The sequence below is a fragment of the Acinetobacter sp. A2 genome, assembly GCF_048537555.1.
Classification (GTDB): Bacteria; Pseudomonadota; Gammaproteobacteria; order Pseudomonadales; family Moraxellaceae; genus Acinetobacter.
On record NZ_CP183239.1, the window covers coordinates 1,461,400 to 1,486,509 of the forward strand.

A 25,110-nucleotide genomic window follows, 5' to 3' on the forward strand; every position below is an offset into this window, starting at 1 on the left:
AAAGCCAAGCAAGTACATTTTATAAACTGCATTGAAATATCATGCTATAAAGAAAAATGGTTTGCATGCTTGTTGTTTTCTGGCTTTGGCATTCCTGATCAATCTAGCTTAAGCGATTCACTTGATCAGCAGTTACAGAAAACAAATGAATAGATTTTGTCAGTTGTTTTAGAATATTAAAATCAGCAAAAAAAACTAAAAATGTAATTTTTTAACATTGCGAATTCCCTGCAAAGTTTTCATTATAGAGCCTCATTTTGGCACACGCTTTCTACGTCAAATTAAACAAATTACAAAAAAAATGTGGAATTTTATGCCATAATTAGCAAACTTTGCAGACATCTTGCAAAGTATTATTGCAATTATTTATTGGAGCAAGCGGAATGAGTTCGACCATTTTGGTTATTCATGGACCGAATCTAAATTTGCTAGGAAAGCGTGAACCCGAAGTTTATGGTTACCTCACTCTTGAGGATATAAATCAACAGCTCATTTCACAAGCGCAAAAAGCATCAATTTCTCTCGATACTTTCCAAAGTAATTGGGAAGGCGCAATTGTAGACCGAATTCACCAAGCCGCGTTAGATGGCACACAATATATCATTATTAACCCAGCCGCATTGACACATACCTCTGTTGCGGTACGTGATGCATTACTGGGTGTTGCAATTCCCTTTATTGAAGTTCATTTGTCAAATGTGCATGCACGTGAGGCATTTAGACATCATTCATATTTATCAGACAAAGCCATTGGAGTGATTTGTGGTTTAGGCGCTAAAGGCTATGCCGCAGCACTCGACTTTGTTCTTGAAAAAATTCAACCTACTACACAATCTTAAACTAGGAATACTGTCCATGGATATTCGTAAAATCAAGAAACTCATCGACTTGATGATTGAATCTGACTTACAAGCGATTGAAGTTAAAGAAGGCGATCAGTCGATTGCATTAACTCGTCGCAGTCCAGTAGTAGCGGCAGCAGTTCCTGCGATGCCTGTTCCTGCAGCAGATGTACCATCAGCACCAAAATCTTCACCACGTGGTGCAGTTGAAACTTCACCAATGGTTGGTGTGTTCTATGCAGCGCCAAGCCCAGGTGAATCACCTTTTGTTAAAATAGGTCAAACTGTATCTGCAGGCGAAACATTGGGCATCATTGAAGCAATGAAAATCATGAACCCAATTGAAGCAACCCAAAGCGGTGTGATTGAAGAAATTTTAGTTAAAAATGGCGAAGTGATTCAATTTGGTCAACCACTCTTCCGCTACCGCGCTTAAGACCACGGGGATTCACAATGTTGCAAAAAGTTTTAATTGCAAACCGTGGTGAGATTGCCCTGCGCATCACCCGAGCTTGCAAAACTTTAGGAATCAAAACCGTTGGTATCTATTCCGATGCCGACAAAGACCTGATGCACTTACGCTTTTGTGATGAAGCAGTGTGTATTGGTGCAGGTGCAAGCAGTGAAAGCTACCTCAACATTCCTGCCATTATTACAGCAGCAGAAATTACAGGTGCAGACGCGATTCACCCAGGTTATGGCTTCCTTGCCGAAAATGCTGAATTTGCTGAAATTGTAGAAAGTTCAGGTTTTATTTTCATTGGTCCACGCCCTGAGCACATTCGCTTAATGGGTAACAAAGTGTCTGCAATTACTGCAATGCGTAAAGCAGGTGTACCAACAGTGCCAGGTTCGGCACATGCAGTCACACCACACAATGCTTTAGCTGAAGCCAAAGAAATTGGTTTCCCGCTCATTGTAAAAGCTGCTGCTGGTGGTGGTGGTCGTGGTATGCGTATTGTAGAGCGCGTAGACACCCTGCTTGAATCAGTTCAGGCTGCTCAGCGTGATGCAGAAATGTGGTTTGGTGATGACACGGTCTATATGGAGCGTTTCTTACAAAAGCCGCGTCACGTAGAAGTACAAGTATTGGCTGATGGTAATGGTCATGCCATTCACCTATATGACCGTGACTGTTCTTTACAACGCCGTCACCAAAAAGTGTTGGAAGAAGCACCAGCACCGAACTTACCAGAACAAGCACGCGCCGATATTTTAGAAGCCTGTGTAAATGCATGTAAGTTGATGCAATACCGTGGTGCAGGTACGTTTGAGTTCTTATTTGAAGATGATGAATACTTCTTCATTGAAATGAATACACGTGTTCAAGTTGAGCACCCTGTGACTGAAATGGTAACAGGCATCGACATTATCGAACAACAATTGCGTATTGCCGCAGGTCTAGGCTTAGAAATTGAGCAAGACCAAGTTGAAATTCGTGGTCATGCTATTGAATGCCGTATTAACGCAGAAGACCCAACGACCTTCTTGCCTTCACCAGGTAAAATTGAACACTTCTATGCGCCAGGCGGTGCAGGTGTACGTGTAGATTCACATATCTATCCTGGTTATAGCATTCCACCGTATTACGATTCGATGATTGCTAAACTGATTGTGCATGGTAAAGACCGTGAAACCAGCATTGCGCGTATGCGTCAAGCTTTGGATGAAACGATCCTTACAGGTATTAAAACCAACATTCCTTTGCACAAAGACCTAATTTTGCAAGATAAAAAATTCTGCAAACAAGCAATGGATATTCACTACCTTGAAAAGCATTTGCTCAAGCAACTTGCGGGTAATGAAGAAGAAAAAGCATAAGAAATTTAAATTTCTTATGTTCAAAAAAGGGCTGATTACTAAAAATCAGCCCTTTTTTATTCAGTCGAATATTGATTGATCGGATTATTCCAAATTCAGCCTAAAGAGTAATTAACCATAACTAAAAATATAGACAAATATTTGCATAAGTGCTCATTTTGTCTATGTCGATTCAGTAGTGGCAAGGTGGGTATTTATTAGAGATTTAAATGATTATCTTTTGTATTTTAGGTGAGTGTCTTGGTATATTAGCATCCATATCTATTGATTATCCAATCCCTTAACCTAGGCATGACTTTGTGAAATTAACACGCATTCATCACTGTAAAAACTTGAATCGAGAAAAGTATAAGCAACTTGAAAAACAAGCTGTTTTACTTGGTCGTGTTCGCAGTGAAGTTTGGGCTAAATATGGTGCTGTTGCAGGCTTAAATATCAGTGACAGGGCTATTCGTGATGCGTGGATGAAAGAAGGTCGCAACTTCGGTGTATCTGCAAATGCGTGGAAAGAAACCCTGCGTGACTGTATGGGTGATATTAAAGCCTATCGTGAAGCATCAAAAGACAAAGTAAAGCAGGCGATCCGAAAACGCACCTCCTGTAATAATGAACAAAAAAGACTATACACCTTGCTTAAAAAAGATGAATGGATGACTGATAATTTCCTCCATCGTCAAATGCGTAATCACTTTAAGCATGGTGTTAATCACACACATAATCAAATTATTGTTCGTGCGGATATGTGTAAAACCTTTGAGTTAAATGGTCAATGTTGGCTTAAAGTGCCGAGTCTAGTCCCTCGACAAACCATTAAAATCCCATTAAATACGACTGTTGATTTTGCACCGCAAGGCACATTAAGAATTATTCTAAAAAATGGCAATATTGAAGTTCATTCAACCTATGATGCAGTTGAAACACAAGATTGTGGTCAGGAAACAGTAGGTGTTGATAAAGGGTACTCAGAAGCTTTTGTGGACTCTGATGGCGATGTATATGGGAGTGGTCTAGGCAAGCTGATCTCAAGTGAATCAGATTATTTAAATCAAAAGTACAAGCACAGAAACAAGCTCAGAGCGATTGCTAAAGCTAAACCACACAAGAAACAGAAAATTGAGTTAAATAATCTAGGTCGCAAGAAGCTAGATAAAAGGCAAGATACTCAAAAAGCAAAGCTCAAAACATTAATATTTACAGCAACTCACAAGTTGGTTGATAAAGCCAAAGTGATTGTTGCGGAAGATTTAACATCCCCAATTCAAAGTAAACGCAACTATGGCAAAAACACCAATAGACGTTTAAACACATGGGTTAAAGGCTTATTAGCCGATGCCCTAACAGGTATATCTCACCGTAGAGGTTCTACGGTGCATCTAGTCAATTCTGCATACACTTCGCAAAGTGATTCTTTCTTGCATGGCCTTTTAATAGGTACACGTAAGGGAGATCGTTTTCACCGTTTCAATGGGGAAGTTGTGCAAGCTGATTGGAATGCTGCGAGAAACGTGCTTGCAAGATTAAACGACAATGAGATAAGTCGTTATACGCCTTACAAAACTGTAAAGCGTATATTGCAAGAACGGACTGATCGCTATAAGTCGGAACTGACCGACTCAGGCTCTAGTTACACGCTTGGCAACAAGACATTAACAGAGTGCGAATTAGTCCTTGAGTATGTTTGACTACATTTTAAGGAACAGCCAACACACCTTTATAATGCATCGGCCTAAGCAAAAATTTAAGCTCAAACTTGCTCGCAATCAAAAATGGCTCAATCTAAAAATTCTGTCATGTATTCTAATACTTGAGCTGTTTTTTCAGCATGCAACCAATGTCCCGCATGAGCCACTTGTTCAATTTTTGCATGTGGGAATTGTGCTTCAATTGCGGCAAAATGCTCAGGCAATTGAATATAAGGTGAATTTCCACCACGAATAAACAACGTATCTACAAGACTATGCACCGTATGCCATGACAAAATTTCTGCATAATGAGTGCGCAAAGCATTCAAATTAAACAGCCACTGTCCTTTACTAAAAGATTTCATTAGAAACTGCACCACCATTTCTTCATTAAGATGCTGGCGCATAATTTCCATGGCTGCCTGACGACTTTCTACCTGCGCATCTTGCACAGCAAAGAGTGCTTTAAAAATTTGATCATGGCGGTTTTCAGGGTACGCGAAAGGACAAATATCCAGTAAAACTAACTGCTGTAAACGCTCAGCGGCAAGTGGTGCTAAAGTCATCGCCACCTTACCTCCCATTGAATGCCCCACTACAGAAAACTGCTGAATATCTAGTGCATCCAAAGTTTCCAACACATCCTGCGCCATGGCAGCATAATTCATCTCATCACAATGTGCTGATTTACCATGATTACGCACATCTAATTGAATGACTGTACGTTGTTCCTGAAATGCACGCGCTAACATGCCTAAATTACTCAAACTACCAAATAAACCATGAATAAAAACCAAAGGTACAGCAGTCGATTCAGGTTGATTTTGCGTGATCTGATAATTTAATAACATAAAGCGGATACCGAACTTGAAAACATAGTAGTGATCTATTTAATGGTTTTTTAGGGTAAAAATCAAATTATTCAGGTACTTTTATCTTTATATCTCTTGTAGTATTGCTTAGGCTATTTTGAGTCCTAGGCAATACTCTACATGCACTGCATTTGCATTAAATATTTATTTGAAATAGTTTAAAGGTAATTTCAAATAGCGAATACCATTTGCTTCAGGTTCAGGAAATTTCCCAGCATCCATATTGATTTGTATAGATGGTAGAATCAATTTAGGCATACTTAAAGTTGCATCTCGCTTGGTACGCATCTCTATAAATTCTGCTTTGGTCACACCTGTATGAATATGAATATTCTGCATTTTCTGTGTTTTTATCAGTGTAGTATGCTCATATTTTTCACGTGACTCTGGTAGATAATCATGGCATAGGAACACCCGAGTTTCTTCAGGCAGCGCGTAGAGTGTTTGTACAGAATCATACAATTGCCCTGCACTTCCTTTTGGGAAATCACAGCGCGCCGTACCGTAATCTGGCATGAATAAGGTATCGCCCACAAAAACTGCATCACCAATCACATAGCTTAAACATGCAGGTGTATGCCCTGGTGTTGGGATGTTATAGGCTTTTAACTCGCCGATAGTAAATGCTTCATGGTCATCAAATAAATAATCAAACGATTGATGCGAATTAAAATATTTAATATCTAAGTTATAAATGGCGCTAAATGTTTCCTGCACGATCGAAATTTTATGACTCATGGCAATTTTGCCACCTAACTCAGCCTTTAAATATTGTGAAGCGGTCAGATGATCTGCATGCACATGCGTCTCTAAAATCCATTCAACCGTTAATTGGTTTTTACGAATATAAGCAATAATTTCATCAGCAAGCGTTGTTGAAGTAGTTGCTGATGCAGCGTCATAATCCAAAACACTATCAATAATTGCGCATTGATGCGTTGCAGGATCACTTACAACATAACTGAATGTATTGGTATTTTCATCAAAAAAATGCTGAATGTCTGCTCGCATCTTATGCTCCTGCAACCTTACGATGAATTAGAATACCCACCAACATGGCAATAATAAAATAGATCGCTTGATAATAGCCTAATCCAATTAAAGTTAAGCTTGGCGCAGGACAAATACCTGCAATTCCCCAACCCACACCAAAAATAAAACTACCAGTGATCAATTTAGAATCGATCTGCGTTTGTTTTGGTAGCTCAATCGGTTCATTCAGCAATGTTTTCGGTTCAGGCTGACGCACCAATTTTTGGAATGGAACAAATGCAACAGCAATCGCACCCATCATTACAAAGGCCAGACTCGCATCCCATTGCCCAAAAAGATCAAGGAAGTTTAAAACTTTTTCAGGATTCGACATTCCAGAAAGCATAAGTCCAATTGAAAAAATACCACCAAAAATGAAGGCCAAGAAGTTTTTCATTTAGAATGCTCCTGTGATATGGCGAATAACGTACACGGTAATAAAACCTGCCAACATAAATGTACCTGTAGCAGCCATAGAGCGTTTAGACAAACGGCTCATGCCACAAATACCGTGACCACTGGTACAGCCCGAACCTAAACGCGTACCGAAGCCTACCAATAAACCCGCAACGATCATCATTAAAGGGCTTGCATTCAGCTCAATTTCTGGAGTTGCCCAAATTCCATAAAAAAACGGCACAACAAAAATACCTAACACAAACCACAGTGCAGGCGTTTTGAACAAAGTCTGTGGATTCAACACCTGAGCGAGCAAGCCACTAATACCTGCAATACGGCCATGGACATATAAATAACCCACGACTGCAAGTCCCAGCAGCCCACCACCAATTAATGCCAGCAGATAATCATGCATTCTTTTAACTCAAAACAATATATGTTTTTATAATATATTATTAATATTTTTATTCAACCTTTCTCTTGTAAATTTTGTAAAGGCATTACCTCACAATAAGCACTTCATTTGGAATCATTATCTTATTTGCTCACAAGGACTATATTTTATTGTAAAAAATACTCAGAATACTCAATTCAAGCATCTACAATTTCAGCGAAACTAGCATTTAGTACTTGTGCCAAATCTGCTGGAGACAAACCAATATCTAAACCTCGTTTACCGCCACTTACATACATGTAGTCTAGCTTTTGAGCTGATTGATCAATCACTGTTTTAAGTTTTTTCTTCTGCCCAATCGGACTGATTCCACCAACCAAATAACCTGTTAAGCGTTCTGCATCCTTCGGGTCTGCCATCTGCAATTTTTTACATGAAAATGCTGCGGCCACTTTTTTAAGATTTAATTGATGATGTACGGGAAGAATTGCAACAAAGAAGTTTTTATCATCACTGACTAACAAGGTCTTAAAGACTTCAGTCACGTCCAAACCTAATTTTTCCGCAGCTTCCAATCCAAAGCTTTTGGCATTTGCATCATGTTCATATTCATGAATAGAAAATTGGATTTTCTTAGCTTTTAAAAGTTTGGTCGCTGGTGTCATTTGAGAATTCTTTAAGAAATAGTTAGAAAATTATACGCTGACTTAAGTTTAAATCCATATTTGCTTAGGCTATTTATTAGCAATATAACAAACAAATAGCCCTCTTTTTTATTCAGGTTTACGTGAATTTTCTACCAGAACATTCGCCAACCGCTGTGCGTGCGCAACCACACGGTCAAGCCAACGTTGTGCTGCTAATAATTCTAATCCAGTAGCTGCATTTAATTGATTGACCGCAGTGTATTGCAATACCTTTTCTCGATTATCGGCACGTTGCTCTTCAGTCCAATTTTTCAGGTTGGTTAATTCTGTATTCAAACTGACAACGTGATTGTGTACATCAAAATCATCAATTTCTTTTAAATGCTCATCCATAATATGCACAAAATCCAAACCGACTTGATAAATTGCTGGTTGGGTCCGAATCTCTTTTGCTAAACTGATATTTTCCAAATCACTACGCAAAACTCGTAAATACACCATCAATCTGAGCATTGCCATTAAGCGTTGTTGATCTACTTCATTTTCAGAAATCGACATATCTTCCAAATAACGTTGTACTTGAATCAGCACTTCATCTAATTGCTGTAAGCGTACTTTAGATGGCAGTCTACCTTCTTGAATAGCCAATTTAATCATCAGCAATACATCATATAAGCTGTGATAAATTACTTTAGATGCAGCATGGATGGCCAAAGCAGGCACAGACAAACTCGCTTGATCGAGATAGCACAACACCGATTGCGTCTGATCAGGAATGAGTTTCATAATGAGTTGTTCAAATTGACGAATCATCGGCAACAAAATAATAGTGCCACAAAAACTAAAAGCCGTATGAAAGGCTGCAACAATGACTACGTTATCCCAGTCTGCCATCAGACGCTGATTTTCAGTCAATTCTAGGAATAACGGCTTTAAAATAATAAATGCAAAAACAGCTGAAACTACGTTAAATATCACATGAACCGCAGCTGTACGCTTCGCATTCGCAGTCGACCCTACAGCAGCAATGATTGCTGTGGCAACAGTTCCAATATTTTGACCAATCACCAAACCAAGCGCTTGTTGTAAATCAATCGCTCCACTTGCCAATGCAGCTAAAGTTGCAGTAATCGCAGCACTCGACGATTGCAATAGAATCGTCATGATAATGCCAACCAAAACCAAACTTAATTGGGCGATTAACGACCGACTTGAAAATACTGATAAATCTACACGTTCGGCAAATCCTGACATTGCAACTTGCAACATATCAATGCCAAGAAAGATTAAGCTAAAGCCCGCTATGGTCAAGCCAAATAAGGCAACACGTCCCTGACTAAAAAGTTTGAGGATTGCGCCAATACCAATCAACGGTAAGGCAAAACTGGTGATAGAAAATTTAACACCTAAAAATGCAACCATCCAACCTGTACTGGTTGTACCAATATTTGCACCAATGATCACCCCAATTGCTTGGGCAAAAGTGAGAATACCTGCACTGACAAAACCAATCGTTGCTAAGGTGGTTGCTGTAGAAGACTGTACAATCAGCGTCAAGCCAATACCTGAAAGCACGGCTTTAATGGGTGAACCTGTAAATTTAGACAACCAGACACGCAGCGTTTCGCCTGCCATTTCTTTCAGACTGTCTGTCATCATGGTCATTCCTATCAAGAAAAGACCAATACCACCGCATAATTGTACAATGACTTCTAACACACTTACTCCCTGTGTAAGACGCAATTTTGAAAGTGTTAAAAAGCCGATATTGTACGCACTTTCCGCTTAAAATTGCAGTTTATTTCTTCTTTTCCAATAGTTTATATAAAATAAAAAAACTGTCATACAACTGTCATATAATAAAAATTAAATCACAAATCAATCGCTATAGATTAATTCAATCAAATGCAGAAAATATATTCATGAAAATGAATAAAATTCTTAAAAGGCTATTTGGATTGATAATACAATTCTGTACTTTCAGCTGCTTGACTCAAATATGTGTGCTGACTACCATCAAAGTATACACTTAAAGCCAAATATTTTTAGACAGCATCTATAGAAACCATTTTTATGATACTAACTTTTTTAAAAAACTACTCATCGATTAAAGTATTGGGTATCAGTTTCCTTACTCTCACCATTACGGCTTGTTCACCTTTAGGTGGTGGTTCAATTGCAAAACGATCAGCTAAATTATCTACTGGTATCCAAAAAGCCTATGCAGTGCATCCAGATACAGCAAATCGAGTTGCACCAATCATCGTGCAAAGCTCCGAAAAACACGATGTAGACCCTTTACTTGTTGCGGCCTTAATCAGACAAGAGTCTAATTATCGTGCGTATGCGACTTCACCTGCTGGTGCGGTAGGATTTACCCAAATCATTCCACGCTATTGGCAACAAACTTGCCCTGGTGATTTATATCATGAACACACCAACATCAATTGCGGCACTTATATTTTAAATCATTATAAAAATCAGTCAGGCAAATGGCTAAAAGCACTTGCCTATTATAATGTTGGACCAACGGGTTATCACAGTAATCGGAAAATGAAAAAACAGGGAAAACGTTATGCAAAACAAGTTAAGCAGCATCAAAAAAACTTAAAAGATGCACTTTAATTCTCTTGTGTAATGAGGTGTAGCTAAAACCATCCATTGATGGTTTTATTTTTTGGTGTTCATTATTTTTAGTAGTCTTTCTTCTTAACATTTTATTCCACCCATAAAAAAACACCCTCAACGCTAGTTGAGGGTGTTTCGAATAATGAGCTGGCGATGACTTACTCTCACATGGGTAACCCCACACTACCATCAGCGCGAAGAGGTTTCACTTCTGAGTTCGGGAAGGGATCAGGTGGTTCACTCTTGCTATTGTCGCCAGCACAACTGTTATGGACTTGTTCGGGTCTTAGTTACATTGCTTAAGCTCGATGCTTTCGCTTGTAATGCCTTACTTGGTTCCAAATGAGTTATTAACAGGTTGGCTATTGTATCTGAAATTTCATGTTCAGCAAGGGCTGAATCAAGATATTTGATCTGATCAGGTTTAAGTGATCTTTTATGAATCGATTGATGCTTGTGATACAACAACTGTTTGGGTGTTGTATAGTCAAGCCTCACGAGCAATTAGTATTGGTCAGCTTCACATATCGCTATGCTTCCACATCCAACCTATCAACGTCGTAGTCTTCAACGGCTCTTTAGGAGGCATAAAGCCTCGGGGAAATCTTATCTTGAGGTAGGCTTCCCGCTTAGATGCTTTCAGCGGTTATCCCTTCCGAACATAGCTACCCGGCGATGCGACTGGCGTCACAACCGGTACACCAGAGGTTCGTCCACTCTGGTCCTCTCGTACTAGGAGCAGATCCTCTCAAATTTCCAGCGCCCACGGTAGATAGGGACCGAACTGTCTCACGACGTTCTAAACCCAGCTCGCGTACCTCTTTAAATGGCGAACAGCCATACCCTTGGGACCTGCTTCAGCCCCAGGATGAGATGAGCCGACATCGAGGTGCCAAACACCGCCGTCGATATGAACTCTTGGGCGGTATCAGCCTGTTATCCCCAGAGTACCTTTTATCCGTTGAGCGATGGCCCTTCCATACAGAACCACCGGATCACTAAGACCTACTTTCGTACCTGCTCGACTTGTGGGTCTCGCAGTTAAGCGCGCTTTTGCCTTTATACTCTACGCGTGATTTCCGACCACGCTGAGCGCACCTTCGTACTCCTCCGTTACTCTTTAGGAGGAGACCGCCCCAGTCAAACTACCCACCAGACATGGTCCTCGTCCCGGATAACGGGACAGAGTTAGAACCTCAACATTACCAGGGTGGTATTTCAAGGACGGCTCCACTCGAACTAGCGTCCGAGTTTCAAAGCCTCCCACCTATCCTACACAAGTAAGGTCAAAGTTCAATGTCAAGCTGCAGTAAAGGTTCACGGGGTCTTTCCGTCTAGCCGCGGGTACACCGCATCTTCACGGCGAATTCGATTTCACTGAGCCTCTGCTGGAGACAGCGCCGCCATCATTATGCCATTCGTGCAGGTCGGAACTTACCCGACAAGGAATTTCGCTACCTTAGGACCGTTATAGTTACGGCCGCCGTTTACTGGGGCTTCGATCAAGAGCTTCGCTTACGCTAACCCCATCAATTAACCTTCCAGCACCGGGCAGGCATCACACCCTATACGTCCACTTTCGTGTTTGCAGAGTGCTATGTTTTTAATAAACAGTTGCAGCGGCCTGGTTTCTGAGGCTGTCGACAGCTCAAGGAGCAAGTCCTATCACCATCAACAGCGTACCTTCTCCCGAAGTTACGGTACCATTTTGCCTAGTTCCTTCAGCAGAGTTCTCTCAAGCGCTTTGGTCTACTCGACCTGACCACCTGTGTCGGTTTCGGGTACGATTCCAGTGTAACTGAAGCTTAGAGACTTTTCCTGGAAGCAGGGTATCAGCCACTTCACTGTACAAGTACAGCTTGCTATCAGATCTCAGCATAGAGCACCCCGGATTTGCCTAAGATGCATGCCTACTTCCTTTCACCTGGACAACCAACGCCAGGCTGACTTAACCTTCTCCGTCCTCTCATCGCATTACACTGAAGTATTGGAATATTAACCAATTTCCCATCGACTACGCCTCTCGGCCTCGCCTTAGGGGTCGACTCACCCAGCCCCGATTAACGTTGGACTGGAACCCTTGGTCTTTCAGCGAACGGGTTTTTCACCCGTTTTGTCGTTACTCACGTCAGCATTCGCACTTCTGATACCTCCAGCAGACTTCTCAATCCACCTTCGTCGGCTTACAGAACGCTCCCCTACCACGTATACAAAGTATACATCCGCAGCTTCGGCACATAGTTTTAGCCCCGTTACATCTTCCGCGCAGGCCGACTCGACTAGTGAGCTATTACGCTTTCTTTAAAGGGTGGCTGCTTCTAAGCCAACCTCCTAGCTGTCTATGCCTTCCCACATCGTTTCCCACTTAACTATGATTTTGGGGCCTTAGCTGGCGGTCTGGATTGTTTTCCTCTTGACTACGGACGTTAGCACCCGCAGTCTGTCTCCCGGATAGTACTCATTGGTATTCGGAGTTTGCATCGGTTTGGTAAGTCGGGATGACCCCCTAGCCGAAACAGTGCTCTACCCCCAATGGTATTCGTCCGAGGCGCTACCTAAATAGCTTTCGGGGAGAACCAGCTATCACCGAGTTTGATTAGCCTTTCACCCCTATCCACAAGTCATCCCCTGGCTTTTCAACGACAGTGGGTTCGGTCCTCCAGTTAGTGTTACCCAACCTTCAACCTGCTCATGGATAGATCACCCGGTTTCGGGTCTATACCCAGCAACTAGACGCCCTATTAAGACTCGATTTCTCTACGGCTCCCCTATGCGGTTAACCTCGCTACTGAATATAAGTCGCTGACCCATTATACAAAAGGTACGCAGTCACCGAACAAGTCGGCTCCCACTGCTTGTATGCATGCGGTTTCAGGATCTATTTCACTCCCCTCACAGGGGTTCTTTTCGCCTTTCCCTCACGGTACTGGTTCACTATCGGTCAGTCAGGAGTATTTAGCCTTGGAGGATGGTCCCCCCATATTCAGACAAGGTTTCACGTGCCTCGCCCTACTCGTCATCATTATGTGTGCCCTTTCGTGTACAGGACTATCACCCACTATGGTTGCACTTCCCAGAGCATTCCACTAAAACACACATAACTTAATGGGCTTTTCCCCTTTCGCTCGCCGCTACTGAGGGAATCTCAATTGATTTCTTTTCCTACGGGTACTGAGATGTTTCACTTCCCCGCGTTCGCTTCGTATGACTATGTATTCATCATACGATACCTACCTTAAGGTAGGTGGGTTCCCCCATTCAGAAATCTCCGGATCAAAGGATATTTGCCGCCTCCCCGGAGCTTTTCGCAGGCTATCACGTCTTTCTTCGCCTCTGACTGCCAAGGCATCCACCACATGCACTTAATTACTTGACTATACAACCCCAAACAGTCGTTAACCCCTACAAGTAGGGTTAAGACAATTAAATAAATATAAAATATTTATTTAATTCACAGTTTGACGTCTTGTGCACTTAAGCACTGTACAGCTTCAATTAGATTCATATACCAAAACGCTTGATTCAGTTAATTTGCTAGTTCTCATTTCAATTCGTAATTAAAACGTAACACCGAAGCATTACTGTCAATCTTGAATTAAATGAGTTGAACAATTTATTTCAGACTCAATTTTGCCAATCTGTTAATGATTTCCTACCGCCTCGTCAGCGAGTAGCTCACTGTGATAAATCACAGAATTTAATAAATCATTAAATCTTTACGATTTAACCTATTTACTAAATTCTGTAATCTTTAGCTTATCCCGTATTTAAAAGTACGTGGTGGAGACTAGGAGAGTCGAACTCCTGACCTCCTGCGTGCAAAGCAGGCGCTCTACCAACTAAGCTAAGTCCCCAGCTTATCAATAAGTCAATGTTTCTGATTTCCGTTTACTCTGCAATCTCTTGCGTCGTCAGTAGTGGTGGGTCTGACAAGACTTGAACTTGTGACCCCACGCTTATCAAGCGTGTGCTCTAACCAACTGAGCTACAGACCCTCAGATACATCGTCATGAAGAACAACTTGTTGTGGATTCTTACCAATCGTCAATCTTTCGTTAAGGAGGTGATCCAGCCGCAGGTTCCCCTACGGCTACCTTGTTACGACTTCACCCCAGTCATCGGCCACACCGTGGTAAGCGTCCTCCTTGCGGTTAGACTACCTACTTCTGGTGCAACAAACTCCCATGGTGTGACGGGCGGTGTGTACAAGGCCCGGGAACGTATTCACCGCGGCATTCTGATCCGCGATTACTAGCGATTCCGACTTCACGCAGTCGAGTTGCAGACTGCGATCCGGACTACGATCGGCTTTTTGAGATTAGCATCACATCGCTGTGTAGCAACCCTTTGTACCGACCATTGTAGCACGTGTGTAGCCCTGGCCGTAAGGGCCATGATGACTTGACGTCGTCCCCGCCTTCCTCCAGTTTGTCACTGGCAGTATCCTTAAAGTTCCCATCCGAAATGCTGGCAAGTAAGGAAAAGGGTTGCGCTCGTTGCGGGACTTAACCCAACATCTCACGACACGAGCTGACGACAGCCATGCAGCACCTGTATGTAGATTCCCGAAGGCACCAATCCATCTCTGGAAAGTTTCTACTATGTCAAGGCCAGGTAAGGTTCTTCGCGTTGCATCGAATTAAACCACATGCTCCACCGCTTGTGCGGGCCCCCGTCAATTCATTTGAGTTTTAGTCTTGCGACCGTACTCCCCAGGCGGTCTACTTATCGCGTTAGCTGCGCCACTAAAGGATCAAATCCCCCAACGGCTAGTAGACATCGTTTACGGCATGGACTACCAGGGTATCTAATCCTGTTTGCTCCCCATGCTTTCGCACCTCAGTGTCAGTATTAGGCCAGATGGCTGCCTTCGCCATCGGTATTCCTCCAGATCTCTACGCATTTCACCGCTACACCTGGAATTCTACCATCCTCTCCCATACTCTAGCCAACCAGTATCGAATGCAATTCCCAAGTTAAGCTCGGGGATTTCACATTTGACTTAATTAGCCACCTACGCGCGCTTTACGCCCAGTAAATCCGATTAACGCTCGCACCCTCTGTATTACCGCGGCTGCTGGCACAGAGTTAGCCGGTGCTTATTCTGCGAGTAACGTCCACTCTTCTCAGGTATTAACCAAGAGAGCCTCCTCCTCGCTTAAAGTGCTTTACAACCAAAAGGCCTTCTTCACACACGCGGCATGGCTGGATCAGGGTTCCCCCCATTGTCCAATATTCCCCACTGCTGCCTCCCGTAGGAGTCTGGGCCGTGTCTCAGTCCCAGTGTGGCGGATCATCCTCTCAGACCCGCTACAGATCGTCGCCTTGGTAGGCCTTTACCCCACCAACTAGCTAATCCGACTTAGGCTCATCTATTAGCGCAAGGTCAAATGATCCCCTGCTTTCTCCCGTAGGACGTATGCGGTATTAGCATTCCTTTCGGAATGTTGTCCCCCACTAATAGGCAGATTCCTAAGCATTACTCACCCGTCCGCCGCTAGCTCAGTTACCGAAGCAACCTCGCCCGCTCGACTTGCATGTGTTAAGCCTGCCGCCAGCGTTCAATCTGAGCCATGATCAAACTCTTCAGTTAAAATCATTTTGAAGTTTTAATCTAAACTTCCAAATCTGGCTCATCAATTTTCTGACTTAAATTTCGCTCAAATAAACTTCGAGTAATTTAAACCAATCAATCAATGATAATATTTCGATCAATCAATCAGTAAAAATCCACACAAGTTGTTCTTCATAATCTCTTAATGATCTTGCTGTTATTTCGTCAATAACAGCCCAACTCAAACAACGTTGCGTTGGTGTGCTGCGTATTCTATACAGTTTTCAAATAGACGCAATATGTTTTTTAGGTTTTTTTGAAAAAAAGTATCACTCGCCTAAACTTTAGGCGTATTTAATAGTTTTATCATGTATTTCTTCTTTTAGGTTAAATTTTTATGTGATTTGAATTGGTTTTTCAAATAAATTCTTTTTAGCCCATAGTAGAAAACAACCAGTTCTGTTGAACTGGTTGTAAATTTAAATTAGTTTGCCTGTTCTGCAAGCCACGACATAAATTTTTGTCGCTCAGCCTTATTGGCCTGCTGCCAAATTTGTATAAGTTGCTGTTCTTTGCCTTGTGGCTTCTGTGCAGTCTTAACTGAAGGTGTGTTTTCTGTAGCTAAGACAGCGGCAGTTGTATAAACAGCCGCAGGTTGATTGGCCGGTGCTTGCGTATGATCAGTTGCATCTACGGTTTTGCCAAACAAACTACCACTTAACCACGAACCTGTGCTTGCTTTAGCACCCGTTTGTTGAACCAATAATTGATTTTTTTGATTATATAAGCCCACAGTCGGTTGATCTTTAAATTCTTTAGCTGCTTCAAAGTCTTTTGGTGGATTCACTAAAACGAGTCGATAGTTCTCACCATCTTGCAACACTGGTGTTTTAAGCTGAATCACACCCGATTTTAAAATATCGTGTGCGCCATTATGATGTTCAAAATATTGCTGATAACGCAAGTTAATTGTATTTTCGCCTGCATTCACTTTCACTTGTTGCGCAGAACGGAATAAGCCTGCTCGTACTTCCTGATCATTCACAGCCAGCAATTTAATTTCTTCAGGAACAGAAATAGTGACTGCTGAAAATACTGAACTGCAAGCCATTAATGCTAGACCCGCCACACCAAGTTTTAACGTCATTTTTCACTCGATATCATTTATGAAAGTTTGATTGCACTATGCAATGTATAAATGACAGTTTTATGACAGCAAGTAATCCCTGTAATTTTCATGTAAATGTGACTTTTAAATCCCCCTTACATTCCATTCATATTTTTGACAATGCTTAAAAATAAAAAAGTAGGATGAATGATCACCCTACTTTTACTTATGGATTGAAAAGGCTTAAAGCTTAGTTAAAAGTTTTAAAACGCTCTGCATCATCCATAAATGTTTTTTCGCCTGCAGGTGCTTCAATTGAACCGAATACCAATTGGCCACGTAGCTTCCAATTCGCAGGAATTTCAAAAGTTTGTGCCACTTCTTCATCTACAATTGGGTTGTAGTGCTGTAATGATGCACCTACATTGATTTCAGCTAATGCAGTCCATACTGCAACTTGAGCAATACCAGTTGAATGTTCTGACCAAACTGGGAAGTTATCTGCATAAAGTGGGAACTGCTCTTGCAAGGCTTTTACAACATTTTGATCTTCGTAGAACAATGCTGTACCAAAACCTGCAGCAAAGCTGTTAATTTTTGCTTCGGTATTTGCAAAAGCTTCTGCAGGAACCATTTTGCGTAAAGTTTCTAAAACAATATTCCAGAACTGAGTATGTGATGCACCGTATAAAGTCACTACACGTGAAGACTGTGAGTTAAATGCTGATGGACTCAAACGAACCGCTTGCTTGATTGTGTTTTCAATCGTTGCTTGATCTACAGGAACATTTTTTCCAATAGCGTAGATTGAACGGCGTTTTTCTAATTGATTTAAAAATGACATTTTTTATTCCTCTTAAGAATTTTGGTAGCAACTCACTGATACAGCAATATTAAGCAGTTTATTTAGCATAAACATTACAAAAAATACGACAGTGTGTTTTATGTATAGAACGATTATAGTTTTATAAAGTTACCAAATACCTGCTGATTACCCCAAAATAGTTTGCACTACTTTAGTAAATCAAGCTCCTATAGAACACACTGACCATCACTATAAAAGAAATTTATTTCAATTTAAATCAATATGATAAACAAATGAGTTTAAGCATAAATTTTGAATTGATTTTGATAATGTGCATGACTACGTTCAGGCACTTGTTCTTCAATTGAGCCAAAAACAAGTTGTGAACGCAGCAACCAAGTATCAGGAATATCAAAATGAGCAGCCACAGCAAGATCTATGTTCGGGTTATAGTGTTGTAGTGATGCGCCAATACCTGAGTCAGCTAAAGCCGTCCACACCGCAAACTGCGCCATGCCTGAAGTTTGCTCAGACCAAATTGGAAACTCTGCTGCATTAAAGGGTACTTTCTTTTGTAACTGACGAATCACTTGCTGATCTTCATAAAACAGTACCGTACCAAAAGCAGCAGCACATTGTTCAATTTTCATTTTCGTACCTGCAAAAATCTGTTCGGGTACCAATTGACGCTGTACGTCCTGCACAATGCTCCAAAATTTTTGATGTGATTCAGAAAATAAGATCACCACACGTGTACTTTGTGAATGATGTGCAGATGGACAACTACGCACCGCTTCCTGAATTAACTCAGTCATATAGGTTTGACTATAATGAATACGTTTTCCTAAAGCATAAATACTACGGCGTTTTTTTAATTGATCAATGAAAGTTAGCTCAAGGCCATCCTGAATTGGTTTTTTCTTGAGTTTAAAATCTTTGGTGATATCTGCTGTAAGCACATGACCAATTTTATTTAGCAATGTCATTTTAACTTCCCCAAAAAATCAATTAAAACAAGCGAATATTTTTTCTTATTCTATATAGACTCCTGTGGATTTATTCACATTCGTATTTTTTAGATGTTGCTTTTTACAACACTTAAACCCGCTAAAAACAACAAACTCCGCATTTTGCGGAGTTTATGTGAAACACATAGCATTTTATACTATGTGTTCAAAAATCTTGTTTCTAAGATTCTTATTTCTCGGTTTCAAAAAGTGCTGCTACAAATGATTTTGCTGAGAATGGACGCAAGTCATCAATTTTTTCACCGACACCAATAAAACGAATAGGCACATGCGTACGACTTGCAATGTTAAATAACACACCGCCTTTTGCGGTACCATCTAGCTTAGTGATGGTAATTCCTGTCAAGCCTACTGCTTCATCAAACATTTCAACTTGGTTAATGGCATTTTGACCTGTGCCTGCATCAACCACCAACATCACTTCATGCGGTGCTGTTGCATCAATTTTTTGCATCACACGTTTTACTTTGGTCAATTCTTGCATCAGGTTACTTTTATTGTGCAAACGACCTGCGGTATCTGCAATCAGCACATCAATACCTTTAGCTCGTGCACTCTCAAAAGCATCAAAAATAACTGAAGCACTGTCTGCACCGTGACCCTGTGCAACTACAGCAACATCGTTACGTTCGCCCCAAATTTGTAATTGCTCAGTCGCTGCTGCACGGAAAGTATCACCTGCCGCCAGCATAACTTTTTTACCTTCACCTTGTAGGCGTTTTGCCAGTTTACCAATGGTTGTCGTTTTACCTACACCATTTACACCCACGACTAAAATTACATACGGTGTTTTATTCGGGTCAATATGTAATGGTTTTACGCGTGGTGCAAGCAAAGCCACCAATTCTTCTTGTAGTGCTTTATATAAAGAATGTGAATAAATCAGATCGCCACGCGCAGTACGTTCAGTCAAATTGGCAATAATCGTTTTGGTCGCATCTACACCAATATCTGCAACCAGAAGCTGTTCTTCAACTTCTTCCAATAACTCGTCATCAATTTCTTTACCGCCAATCAGAATATTGACCATACCATCGGCAAAGTTTTTACGGGTTTTGGTCAGACCTTCTTTCATACGACTGAAAAAACCACCTTTTGCTGGCGTTTCAGTCATAGCAGAGTCATCTGCAGCGACAGGTTCAGAAACTTCTGCTTGTACAGGTGTTGTTTCAACAATCGGAACATTTACCGCAGGTAAGTTTGGTAACGTGACATCATCATCTCCGATATCAGCATCAATCAAAAATTTATTTTGCCCATTAGATTGCTGTTGCATGCCGAATCCTTGTAAAGCATTGCGTTAAAAAATCGGATTCTATCATAAACCAAACGCTTTTACTTTGCATTGCAATCACATAGCCACATACAAAATTGCAGCAAGCAGGCCTTGCCTTTGCGCTTTAATTTCTGAAAGATAGGGTTACAACTGTTGCTAAACTTGCTGCCATGTTCCGATTGCCTATTAAGTCTGTTTGTCTTTTGCTCTTCAGTGCAGCACTTTCAATGAGTCACGCAGATACGCCTATTCAAACCAGACAGCCAAGCTTTGAAACCACGCTGAGTAATGGCTTAAAAGTGATTATTCGTGAAGATCACCGTGCACCGATGGTAATGACACAAATTTGGTACAAGGTTGGTAGTAGTGATGAGTCTGGCAACCTTTTGGGCATTTCACATGTTTTAGAACACATGATGTTTAAAGGTACAGCCAAAGTCCCGAATGATGAATTCACCCGTTTAAGTCGTATTTATGGTGGTAGTGTCAATGCATCTACTTTCACAAATTACACCCAATATTATCAACTCTATCCCAAAGCCTATTTTCCTTTAGCCCTAGAACTTGAAGCGGATAGAATGAGTAACCTATTACTACGCCAGCAAGATTTTGAACCGGAAATTCGAGTGGTAATGGAAGAACGGCGCCAACGTACCGATGATAATCCTCGAGCTTTGGCATTTGAACGCTTTAAATGGATTGCTTATCCGACTAGCCATTATCGCCAACCAATTATTGGGCACATGAAAAACCTGCAAAATATTCAATTGCAGGATTTAAAAGACTGGTACAAAAAATGGTATCGCCCCAATAATGCAATTTTAGTAATTGTGGGTGATGTGGAAACCCAAGCCGCCTTGTTGCAAGTGCAAAAATACTTTGGCGATATTGATGCCGCTCCTCTTCCACCACGTAATGATGTTTTAGAGTTTGAGCAGTTGGGTTATCGTCACATGGAGCTGAATAGCTCCGTACAAGTACCTAACTTATATATGGCTTGGAATGTCGGCTCTTTAGCTACAGTCAAAAAACCTCAAGATGCCTATGCGCTTAGCATTATTAAACAACTATTGGATGGTGGCATTACTTCACGTTTCGAACAGCGCTTAGTGCGGGAACATAAAGTCTTAACCTCAGTCAGCATCAGTTACGACCCATACCAACGTGGCGATAGTTTATTTAGTATTTCTGCGTTACCCGCAGCAGGCATTGAGTTAAATGAGGCGCAAGCAGCTATTCAGCAAGAAATTGAGTTGCTCAAACAAGAACTTGTACAGCAAAAAGAAATTGAACGAGTGATCACTAAGTTTATTGCCAATTGGGTTTATAGTCAGGATGATCTTGCAGGACAGGCTCGCATGATTGGCAACTTAGAAGTGAATGGTTTAAACCATAAATTAATGGATGCACTACCACAACAATTTCAGGCAATTACCGCAGAAGACCTGCAACGGGTTGCTAGGCATTACTTGATTAAAGACAACCTGAGCACGCTATATTTACTACCTAAAAATAGCACCACAAACGCTAATCCTTAAACGGTCATATTCATGAAAAATCGTGTATTTCATTCTTTTATTTTCACCTTAGGACTTAGCGTGCCATTTGCCACATTCGCGATGGAAATAGATGTTGCCACAACTGCGCCACATGAGTTTTCAGAAACCAGTTTGGTTGCACCTTTACAATCACAAAATCTATTGCACAGCTTAAATGCGGTGAATGAATTACCAAATGCCCACGCACCACAGGTACACGATTTTAGAACTCGAAAACAAGCACGTAGCCTATTTGTAGAAAATACTGCATTACCAATGGTAGATATTCAATTGACCTTTAATGCGGGTTCCGCACGAGATGGCGAAGTTGAATCTGGGCTGTATGGGCTTGCCAATATGGCAGCGCAACTTATAGATGAAGGTACGCCACGATATACTGCACAAGAGGTTGCAAGCACTTTTGAAAACGTTGGTGCTCGGTTTAGTGCAACAGCATATCGGGATATGCTTGTGGTGCGTCTAAGAACGCTGTCTGACCCAGATAAAATGCACCTTGCCGTTGAAATGATGCTCGCGCTGTTAAAACACGCAACCTTTGAACCCTCAAATATTCAGCGTGTTGTATCCAATACTCAAATTGGTCAAAAACAACTTCGAGAAAACCCAAGCCGTTTAATGAATATTCGTCTGTATCGTGCAATTTATGCTAAACATCCCTACGCTGAACCGATTACAGGAACCAATGGCAGCATTAAACGGATTCAACCCCAACATTTACAGAAATTTAGAGATCAGTTTTTAGTTGCGCAGAATATGAATATTGCCATTACAGGCAAATTAAATTTAAAAGAAGCAGAAAAATTGGCGAATCGTATCAGCTTACATATAGCACAAGGTGAAGCCGCCGCCGCACTGCCCCTACCCGTAGCTGCAAGCACATTTAACATTCAGCATATTCCATACCGCTCACAACAAGCGCATGTCAGTATCGCACAGCTAGCGACCACTCGTGATGACCCTGATTATTTAGCTTTGGAAATTGCCAATCGAATGTTAGGCAGTGGCGGTTTCAACTCAATTTTAATGAAAGAATTACGGGTAAAACGTGGTCTAACGTATGCTGTCAGTAGTTCGTTTCGTTTTACTCAAGCGACTGGATTATTTAGCATAGGCTATGCTACGCGTCAAGATCAGTTGCTTGAAAGCATTCAAGTAGCGCATCAAGCACTGATTAATTTTGTACAACAACCGATAGATGCTAAACAACTGCAAGAAACCAAGGCGGGTTTAATCCGCGCTTTTCCGAATCAATACAGCAGCAATGCCAATATTAATGCGCAACTTGGGCATATTGGTTTTTATCAGTTACCTGCTAATTACTTAGGTGATTATGCGCAGCAAGTGGCAAATATTAGTGCTGAAGATGTGCACCGTGCGCTGCAAAAGCATATACACCCAGACCGTTTAACCTTGATCATTGTCAGTGAGCACTTAGACAAAACAACATTGGAAAAAATGCTACAACAAAACCTTTTGCCCAAAACAGTTCAAGCTAAAAATACAAGTACGCAACCCATGATGAACTAAGCTTTTCAGAATATTAGCTGCAAAACTTTGAATACGAACACATAAGAGTGGACTTGCTGAGTTTACTCTTGTGCCAAAGCAGGCAGTTGTTGAGCACGGTCTTTTTCAACTTGGTGTGCCTGCATCAACTTTAAATAATGCACATAACGAATTTGTGGTTGCTGCAATAAAAGCATCGCCATGTCTTGAGTGTTGGCATATATAGATTGCTGTGCAAGACGCTGCACATTATGAAACTGTTGCACACCAACTGGGCGATAAAGTGCAAAACTCGCCAAAACAAAGATGATGCAGATAATCACTACAATCAGAATGTTATAAATTTGCTCGAGTTTAAGTTGAGAAATAAATTGAATAGTTTTTTGAATTGCGTTGTGCATGACCTACCTCTAATAGCGCTAGTGTAGGCTGCGCTTGTTCGATGCACAAGTTAAACAGCTCAATTTTTACTGTACCGTCACGGTAAAAATTGAGCCTGATTTATAATAACGTCACTCTTTACTAACCGATTGTTCCGCGAATCACAGCAAAGTATAAAACCAAAGCAATGATGGCCAGTACAAGGAAAATAGCAAAAATGCTTAGTCCTGCTTCTGCCTCTGCAGGATGTAACTCATCTTCATCTGCTATGCGCAGCAGCTCACCATCATAAGCACGATAAAATGCGATACGGTCTTCCCTATCTAATGTCTTGGCAAAATCTGCGACACGTTTGCGTTGTGCCAAGCAATATTCACCCAAATGCACATCACGCCGAAAAATCGCTTCATCTAATTTTTTACGGTGATGGTGCGCCAAATCCACAATTTGTGTTGCCAGTGGAGGTACATCAAAAGCAAACCCGTCTATCGTATTTGTCATGTTATTCTCCTTTTTTCTGTGCTTACAGCTTTATAGTAATCAAAAAGAAACCTGATCAATGTTTAATCATGTAAACTTGAAATAAGAAAAATAGACCCGATAATTATTTGACAATTCAAACGAATTGTAATATTAGTTTAACATTAAAGCGTTAAATTGATATGAAGCCTAAAAGGTAGGCTTATATAAGTAATCATAATTAGAATAAGGAGTTTAATATGATTCAAGCAATCTCTCATCATGACTTAGAGCATGTTTATGCAAATGCGGTAAACACCATTCATTCACAAATGAACTTCCAAGACGCTGTTAAACAACTGGAAGAGGCTGCACGCGCAGGACATGGTAAAGCAGCAATGTTCTTGGCAGAACTGTATTATCAAGGCTTCCGTGTAGAACGTGATTCACTTAAAGCGCAGTATTGGCAAAACATGGCCACCATGCAAGCATAATAAAACGTCACTTAGGTGGCGTTTTTTTTGACCCTATTTTTTCAATTTATATTTCATACATATTTGTTTACGATTTTACGCAAAGCTTAAACGGTATATTCATCAATTCTTTTTACAATATAGCCAAATTTTACAACACTACTTGATTATGAATCAGATTAGCCAACTTCAGCCCTTACCCAAGGACTTTTTTCTTAAAATTACACTATTAAAATCAATGATGTATTGTGGTGTACTTTGGGGGCTGTATCATCAAGGCTGGGCAATGAGTTCAGATCACGATGATTATATTTTCCCTTTTTGGTTAAATGCGGTTCAAGCCAATAAATATGCAGCAAAACACTGGCCACAATACAGCCCACGCAAAATTTCTGCACAGGATTTTGAAACCTTTTTATTGCCTACGCTCACCCGTTTAAATGTTACCCCTACGCTGTATGGTTCATCGAGTCAAAAGATAAAATTGACCACATCGCAAATGAAACATTTCTTTTTTAATCAGCCCATTTTAAATATTGCTTAAATCTAAACAGGATAGAATTGACGTAAAAATCAACGATTGTGACTCTAAAGTATTTGCAATTTTTACAATTCACGTTACTTTAAAAGTCAAACAATAAACA

The 25,110-nt window shown here is 41.0% G+C and carries 21 protein-coding genes, 2 tRNA genes and 3 rRNA genes; 9 read left to right on the forward strand and 17 right to left on the reverse strand.

The genetic code is table 11. The features are described 5' to 3' along the window. The first annotated feature begins 383 nt into the window (after positions 1–383). The 4 genes from aroQ (at position 384) to ACNS8M_RS06870 (ending at position 4,345) form a co-directional block, all read left to right on the forward strand. The gene (aroQ, locus tag ACNS8M_RS06855; RefSeq protein ID WP_075175225.1) at positions 384–839 is read left to right on the forward strand and encodes a type II 3-dehydroquinate dehydratase; all 456 of its coding nucleotides are present in this window, start codon (positions 384–386) and stop codon (positions 837–839) included. Between the two features lie 16 nt (positions 840–855). Next, the gene (accB, locus tag ACNS8M_RS06860; protein ID WP_075175224.1) at positions 856–1,278 is read left to right on the forward strand and encodes an acetyl-CoA carboxylase biotin carboxyl carrier protein; all 423 of its coding nucleotides are present in this window, start codon (positions 856–858) and stop codon (positions 1,276–1,278) included. Between the two features lie 17 nt (positions 1,279–1,295). After that, positions 1,296–2,663 (forward strand): acetyl-CoA carboxylase biotin carboxylase subunit, encoded by a 1,368-nt coding sequence (gene accC / locus ACNS8M_RS06865; RefSeq protein WP_168419289.1) that lies wholly within the window; start codon positions 1,296–1,298, stop codon positions 2,661–2,663. Positions 2,664–2,962: 299 nt separating this feature from the next. Beyond that, entirely contained in the window at positions 2,963–4,345 is a 1,383-nt protein-coding gene (locus ACNS8M_RS06870; RefSeq protein ID WP_419224641.1) for an RNA-guided endonuclease TnpB family protein, read from the forward strand. Positions 4,346–4,434: 89 nt separating this feature from the next. Here ACNS8M_RS06870 and ACNS8M_RS06875 read toward each other — a convergent pair whose 3' ends face one another. The 6 genes from ACNS8M_RS06875 to ACNS8M_RS06900 all read right to left on the reverse strand — a co-directional run bounded on the left by ACNS8M_RS06875 (position 4,435) and on the right by ACNS8M_RS06900 (position 9,408). After that, the gene (locus tag ACNS8M_RS06875; protein WP_168419511.1) at positions 4,435–5,196 is read right to left on the reverse strand and encodes an alpha/beta fold hydrolase; all 762 of its coding nucleotides are present in this window, start codon (positions 5,194–5,196) and stop codon (positions 4,435–4,437) included. Positions 5,197–5,361: 165 nt separating this feature from the next. Continuing rightward, on the reverse strand, positions 5,362–6,228 hold the full coding sequence (locus ACNS8M_RS06880; protein WP_168419512.1) for an MBL fold metallo-hydrolase: 867 nt from the start codon (positions 6,226–6,228) through the stop codon (positions 5,362–5,364). 1 nt (position 6,229) lies between these two features. Next, the gene (locus ACNS8M_RS06885) at positions 6,230–6,646 is read right to left on the reverse strand and encodes a DUF6691 family protein (protein WP_286429858.1); all 417 of its coding nucleotides are present in this window, start codon (positions 6,644–6,646) and stop codon (positions 6,230–6,232) included. Next, a complete protein-coding gene (locus ACNS8M_RS06890; RefSeq protein WP_168419514.1) occupies positions 6,647–7,063 on the reverse strand; it encodes a YeeE/YedE family protein in 417 nt (138 codons plus the stop codon). It abuts the gene before it with no gap. Positions 7,064–7,239: 176 nt separating this feature from the next. Beyond that, complete coding sequence (ybaK, locus tag ACNS8M_RS06895) at positions 7,240–7,707, reverse strand: Cys-tRNA(Pro) deacylase (RefSeq protein ID WP_168419515.1); 468 nt, start codon at positions 7,705–7,707, stop codon at positions 7,240–7,242. A gap of 108 nt (positions 7,708–7,815) precedes the next feature. Then, entirely contained in the window at positions 7,816–9,408 is a 1,593-nt protein-coding gene (locus ACNS8M_RS06900) for a Na/Pi cotransporter family protein (RefSeq protein ID WP_168419516.1), read from the reverse strand. Positions 9,409–9,762: 354 nt separating this feature from the next. Between ACNS8M_RS06900 and ACNS8M_RS06905 the strand changes: the two genes are divergently transcribed. Continuing rightward, positions 9,763–10,314, forward strand: coding sequence for a lytic transglycosylase domain-containing protein (locus ACNS8M_RS06905; protein WP_168419517.1), 552 nt, complete (start codon positions 9,763–9,765; stop codon positions 10,312–10,314). Positions 10,315–10,462: 148 nt separating this feature from the next. On the opposite strand, the gene rrf is transcribed toward ACNS8M_RS06905, so the two are convergent. The 9 genes from rrf to ftsY form a co-directional block, all read right to left on the reverse strand. Next, positions 10,463–10,577, reverse strand: a 5S ribosomal RNA gene (gene rrf, locus ACNS8M_RS06910). Between the two features lie 223 nt (positions 10,578–10,800). Beyond that, positions 10,801–13,693: ribosomal RNA gene (locus ACNS8M_RS06915) — 23S ribosomal RNA — on the reverse strand. Positions 13,694–14,095: 402 nt separating this feature from the next. Continuing rightward, positions 14,096–14,171, reverse strand: a tRNA-Ala gene (locus ACNS8M_RS06920). Between the two features lie 64 nt (positions 14,172–14,235). Then, positions 14,236–14,312: transfer RNA gene (locus ACNS8M_RS06925), tRNA-Ile, on the reverse strand. A 61-nt stretch (positions 14,313–14,373) separates the two neighbouring features. Beyond that, positions 14,374–15,910, reverse strand: a 16S ribosomal RNA gene (locus ACNS8M_RS06930). The 16S, 23S and 5S rRNA genes sit together here with 2 tRNA genes alongside, the layout of an rRNA operon. 445 nt (positions 15,911–16,355) lie before the next feature. After that, the gene (locus tag ACNS8M_RS06935; protein ID WP_168460345.1) at positions 16,356–17,018 is read right to left on the reverse strand and encodes a DUF2057 domain-containing protein; all 663 of its coding nucleotides are present in this window, start codon (positions 17,016–17,018) and stop codon (positions 16,356–16,358) included. A 211-nt stretch (positions 17,019–17,229) separates the two neighbouring features. Beyond that, positions 17,230–17,823 carry a nitroreductase family protein gene (locus ACNS8M_RS06940; protein ID WP_168542034.1) on the reverse strand — a complete coding sequence of 198 codons (594 nt, stop codon included), beginning with the start codon at positions 17,821–17,823 and terminating at the stop codon, positions 17,230–17,232. A 260-nt stretch (positions 17,824–18,083) separates the two neighbouring features. Then, positions 18,084–18,770: a nitroreductase family protein gene (locus ACNS8M_RS06945; RefSeq protein ID WP_419224642.1), complete on the reverse strand. Its 687-nt coding sequence runs from the start codon at positions 18,768–18,770 to the stop codon at positions 18,084–18,086. 211 nt (positions 18,771–18,981) lie between these two features. Then, positions 18,982–20,088, reverse strand: a complete 1,107-nt coding sequence (gene ftsY, locus ACNS8M_RS06950; RefSeq protein WP_168542038.1) for a signal recognition particle-docking protein FtsY — start codon at positions 20,086–20,088, stop codon at positions 18,982–18,984. Positions 20,089–20,315: 227 nt separating this feature from the next. On the opposite strand from ftsY, the gene ACNS8M_RS06955 reads away from it, so the two are divergent. Both ACNS8M_RS06955 and ACNS8M_RS06960 read left to right on the forward strand, forming a co-directional pair. After that, positions 20,316–21,626 carry a M16 family metallopeptidase gene (locus ACNS8M_RS06955; RefSeq protein ID WP_419224644.1) on the forward strand — a complete coding sequence of 437 codons (1,311 nt, stop codon included), beginning with the start codon at positions 20,316–20,318 and terminating at the stop codon, positions 21,624–21,626. Positions 21,627–21,638: 12 nt separating this feature from the next. Further along, positions 21,639–23,174, forward strand: coding sequence for a M16 family metallopeptidase (locus ACNS8M_RS06960; RefSeq protein ID WP_228284159.1), 1,536 nt, complete (start codon positions 21,639–21,641; stop codon positions 23,172–23,174). Positions 23,175–23,236: 62 nt separating this feature from the next. Here ACNS8M_RS06960 and ACNS8M_RS06965 read toward each other — a convergent pair whose 3' ends face one another. Further along, positions 23,237–23,554: a hypothetical protein gene (locus tag ACNS8M_RS06965; RefSeq protein ID WP_168419070.1), complete on the reverse strand. Its 318-nt coding sequence runs from the start codon at positions 23,552–23,554 to the stop codon at positions 23,237–23,239. A 121-nt stretch (positions 23,555–23,675) separates the two neighbouring features. Then, the gene (locus ACNS8M_RS06970; RefSeq protein WP_168419069.1) at positions 23,676–24,035 is read right to left on the reverse strand and encodes a hypothetical protein; all 360 of its coding nucleotides are present in this window, start codon (positions 24,033–24,035) and stop codon (positions 23,676–23,678) included. Positions 24,036–24,253: 218 nt separating this feature from the next. Between ACNS8M_RS06970 and ACNS8M_RS06975 the strand changes: the two genes are divergently transcribed. Next, positions 24,254–24,487 carry a hypothetical protein gene (locus ACNS8M_RS06975; RefSeq protein ID WP_168419068.1) on the forward strand — a complete coding sequence of 78 codons (234 nt, stop codon included), beginning with the start codon at positions 24,254–24,256 and terminating at the stop codon, positions 24,485–24,487. 148 nt (positions 24,488–24,635) lie between these two features. Further along, entirely contained in the window at positions 24,636–25,010 is a 375-nt protein-coding gene (locus tag ACNS8M_RS06980) for a DUF2750 domain-containing protein (protein ID WP_168419067.1), read from the forward strand. The last annotated feature ends 100 nt before the right edge of the window (positions 25,011–25,110 follow it).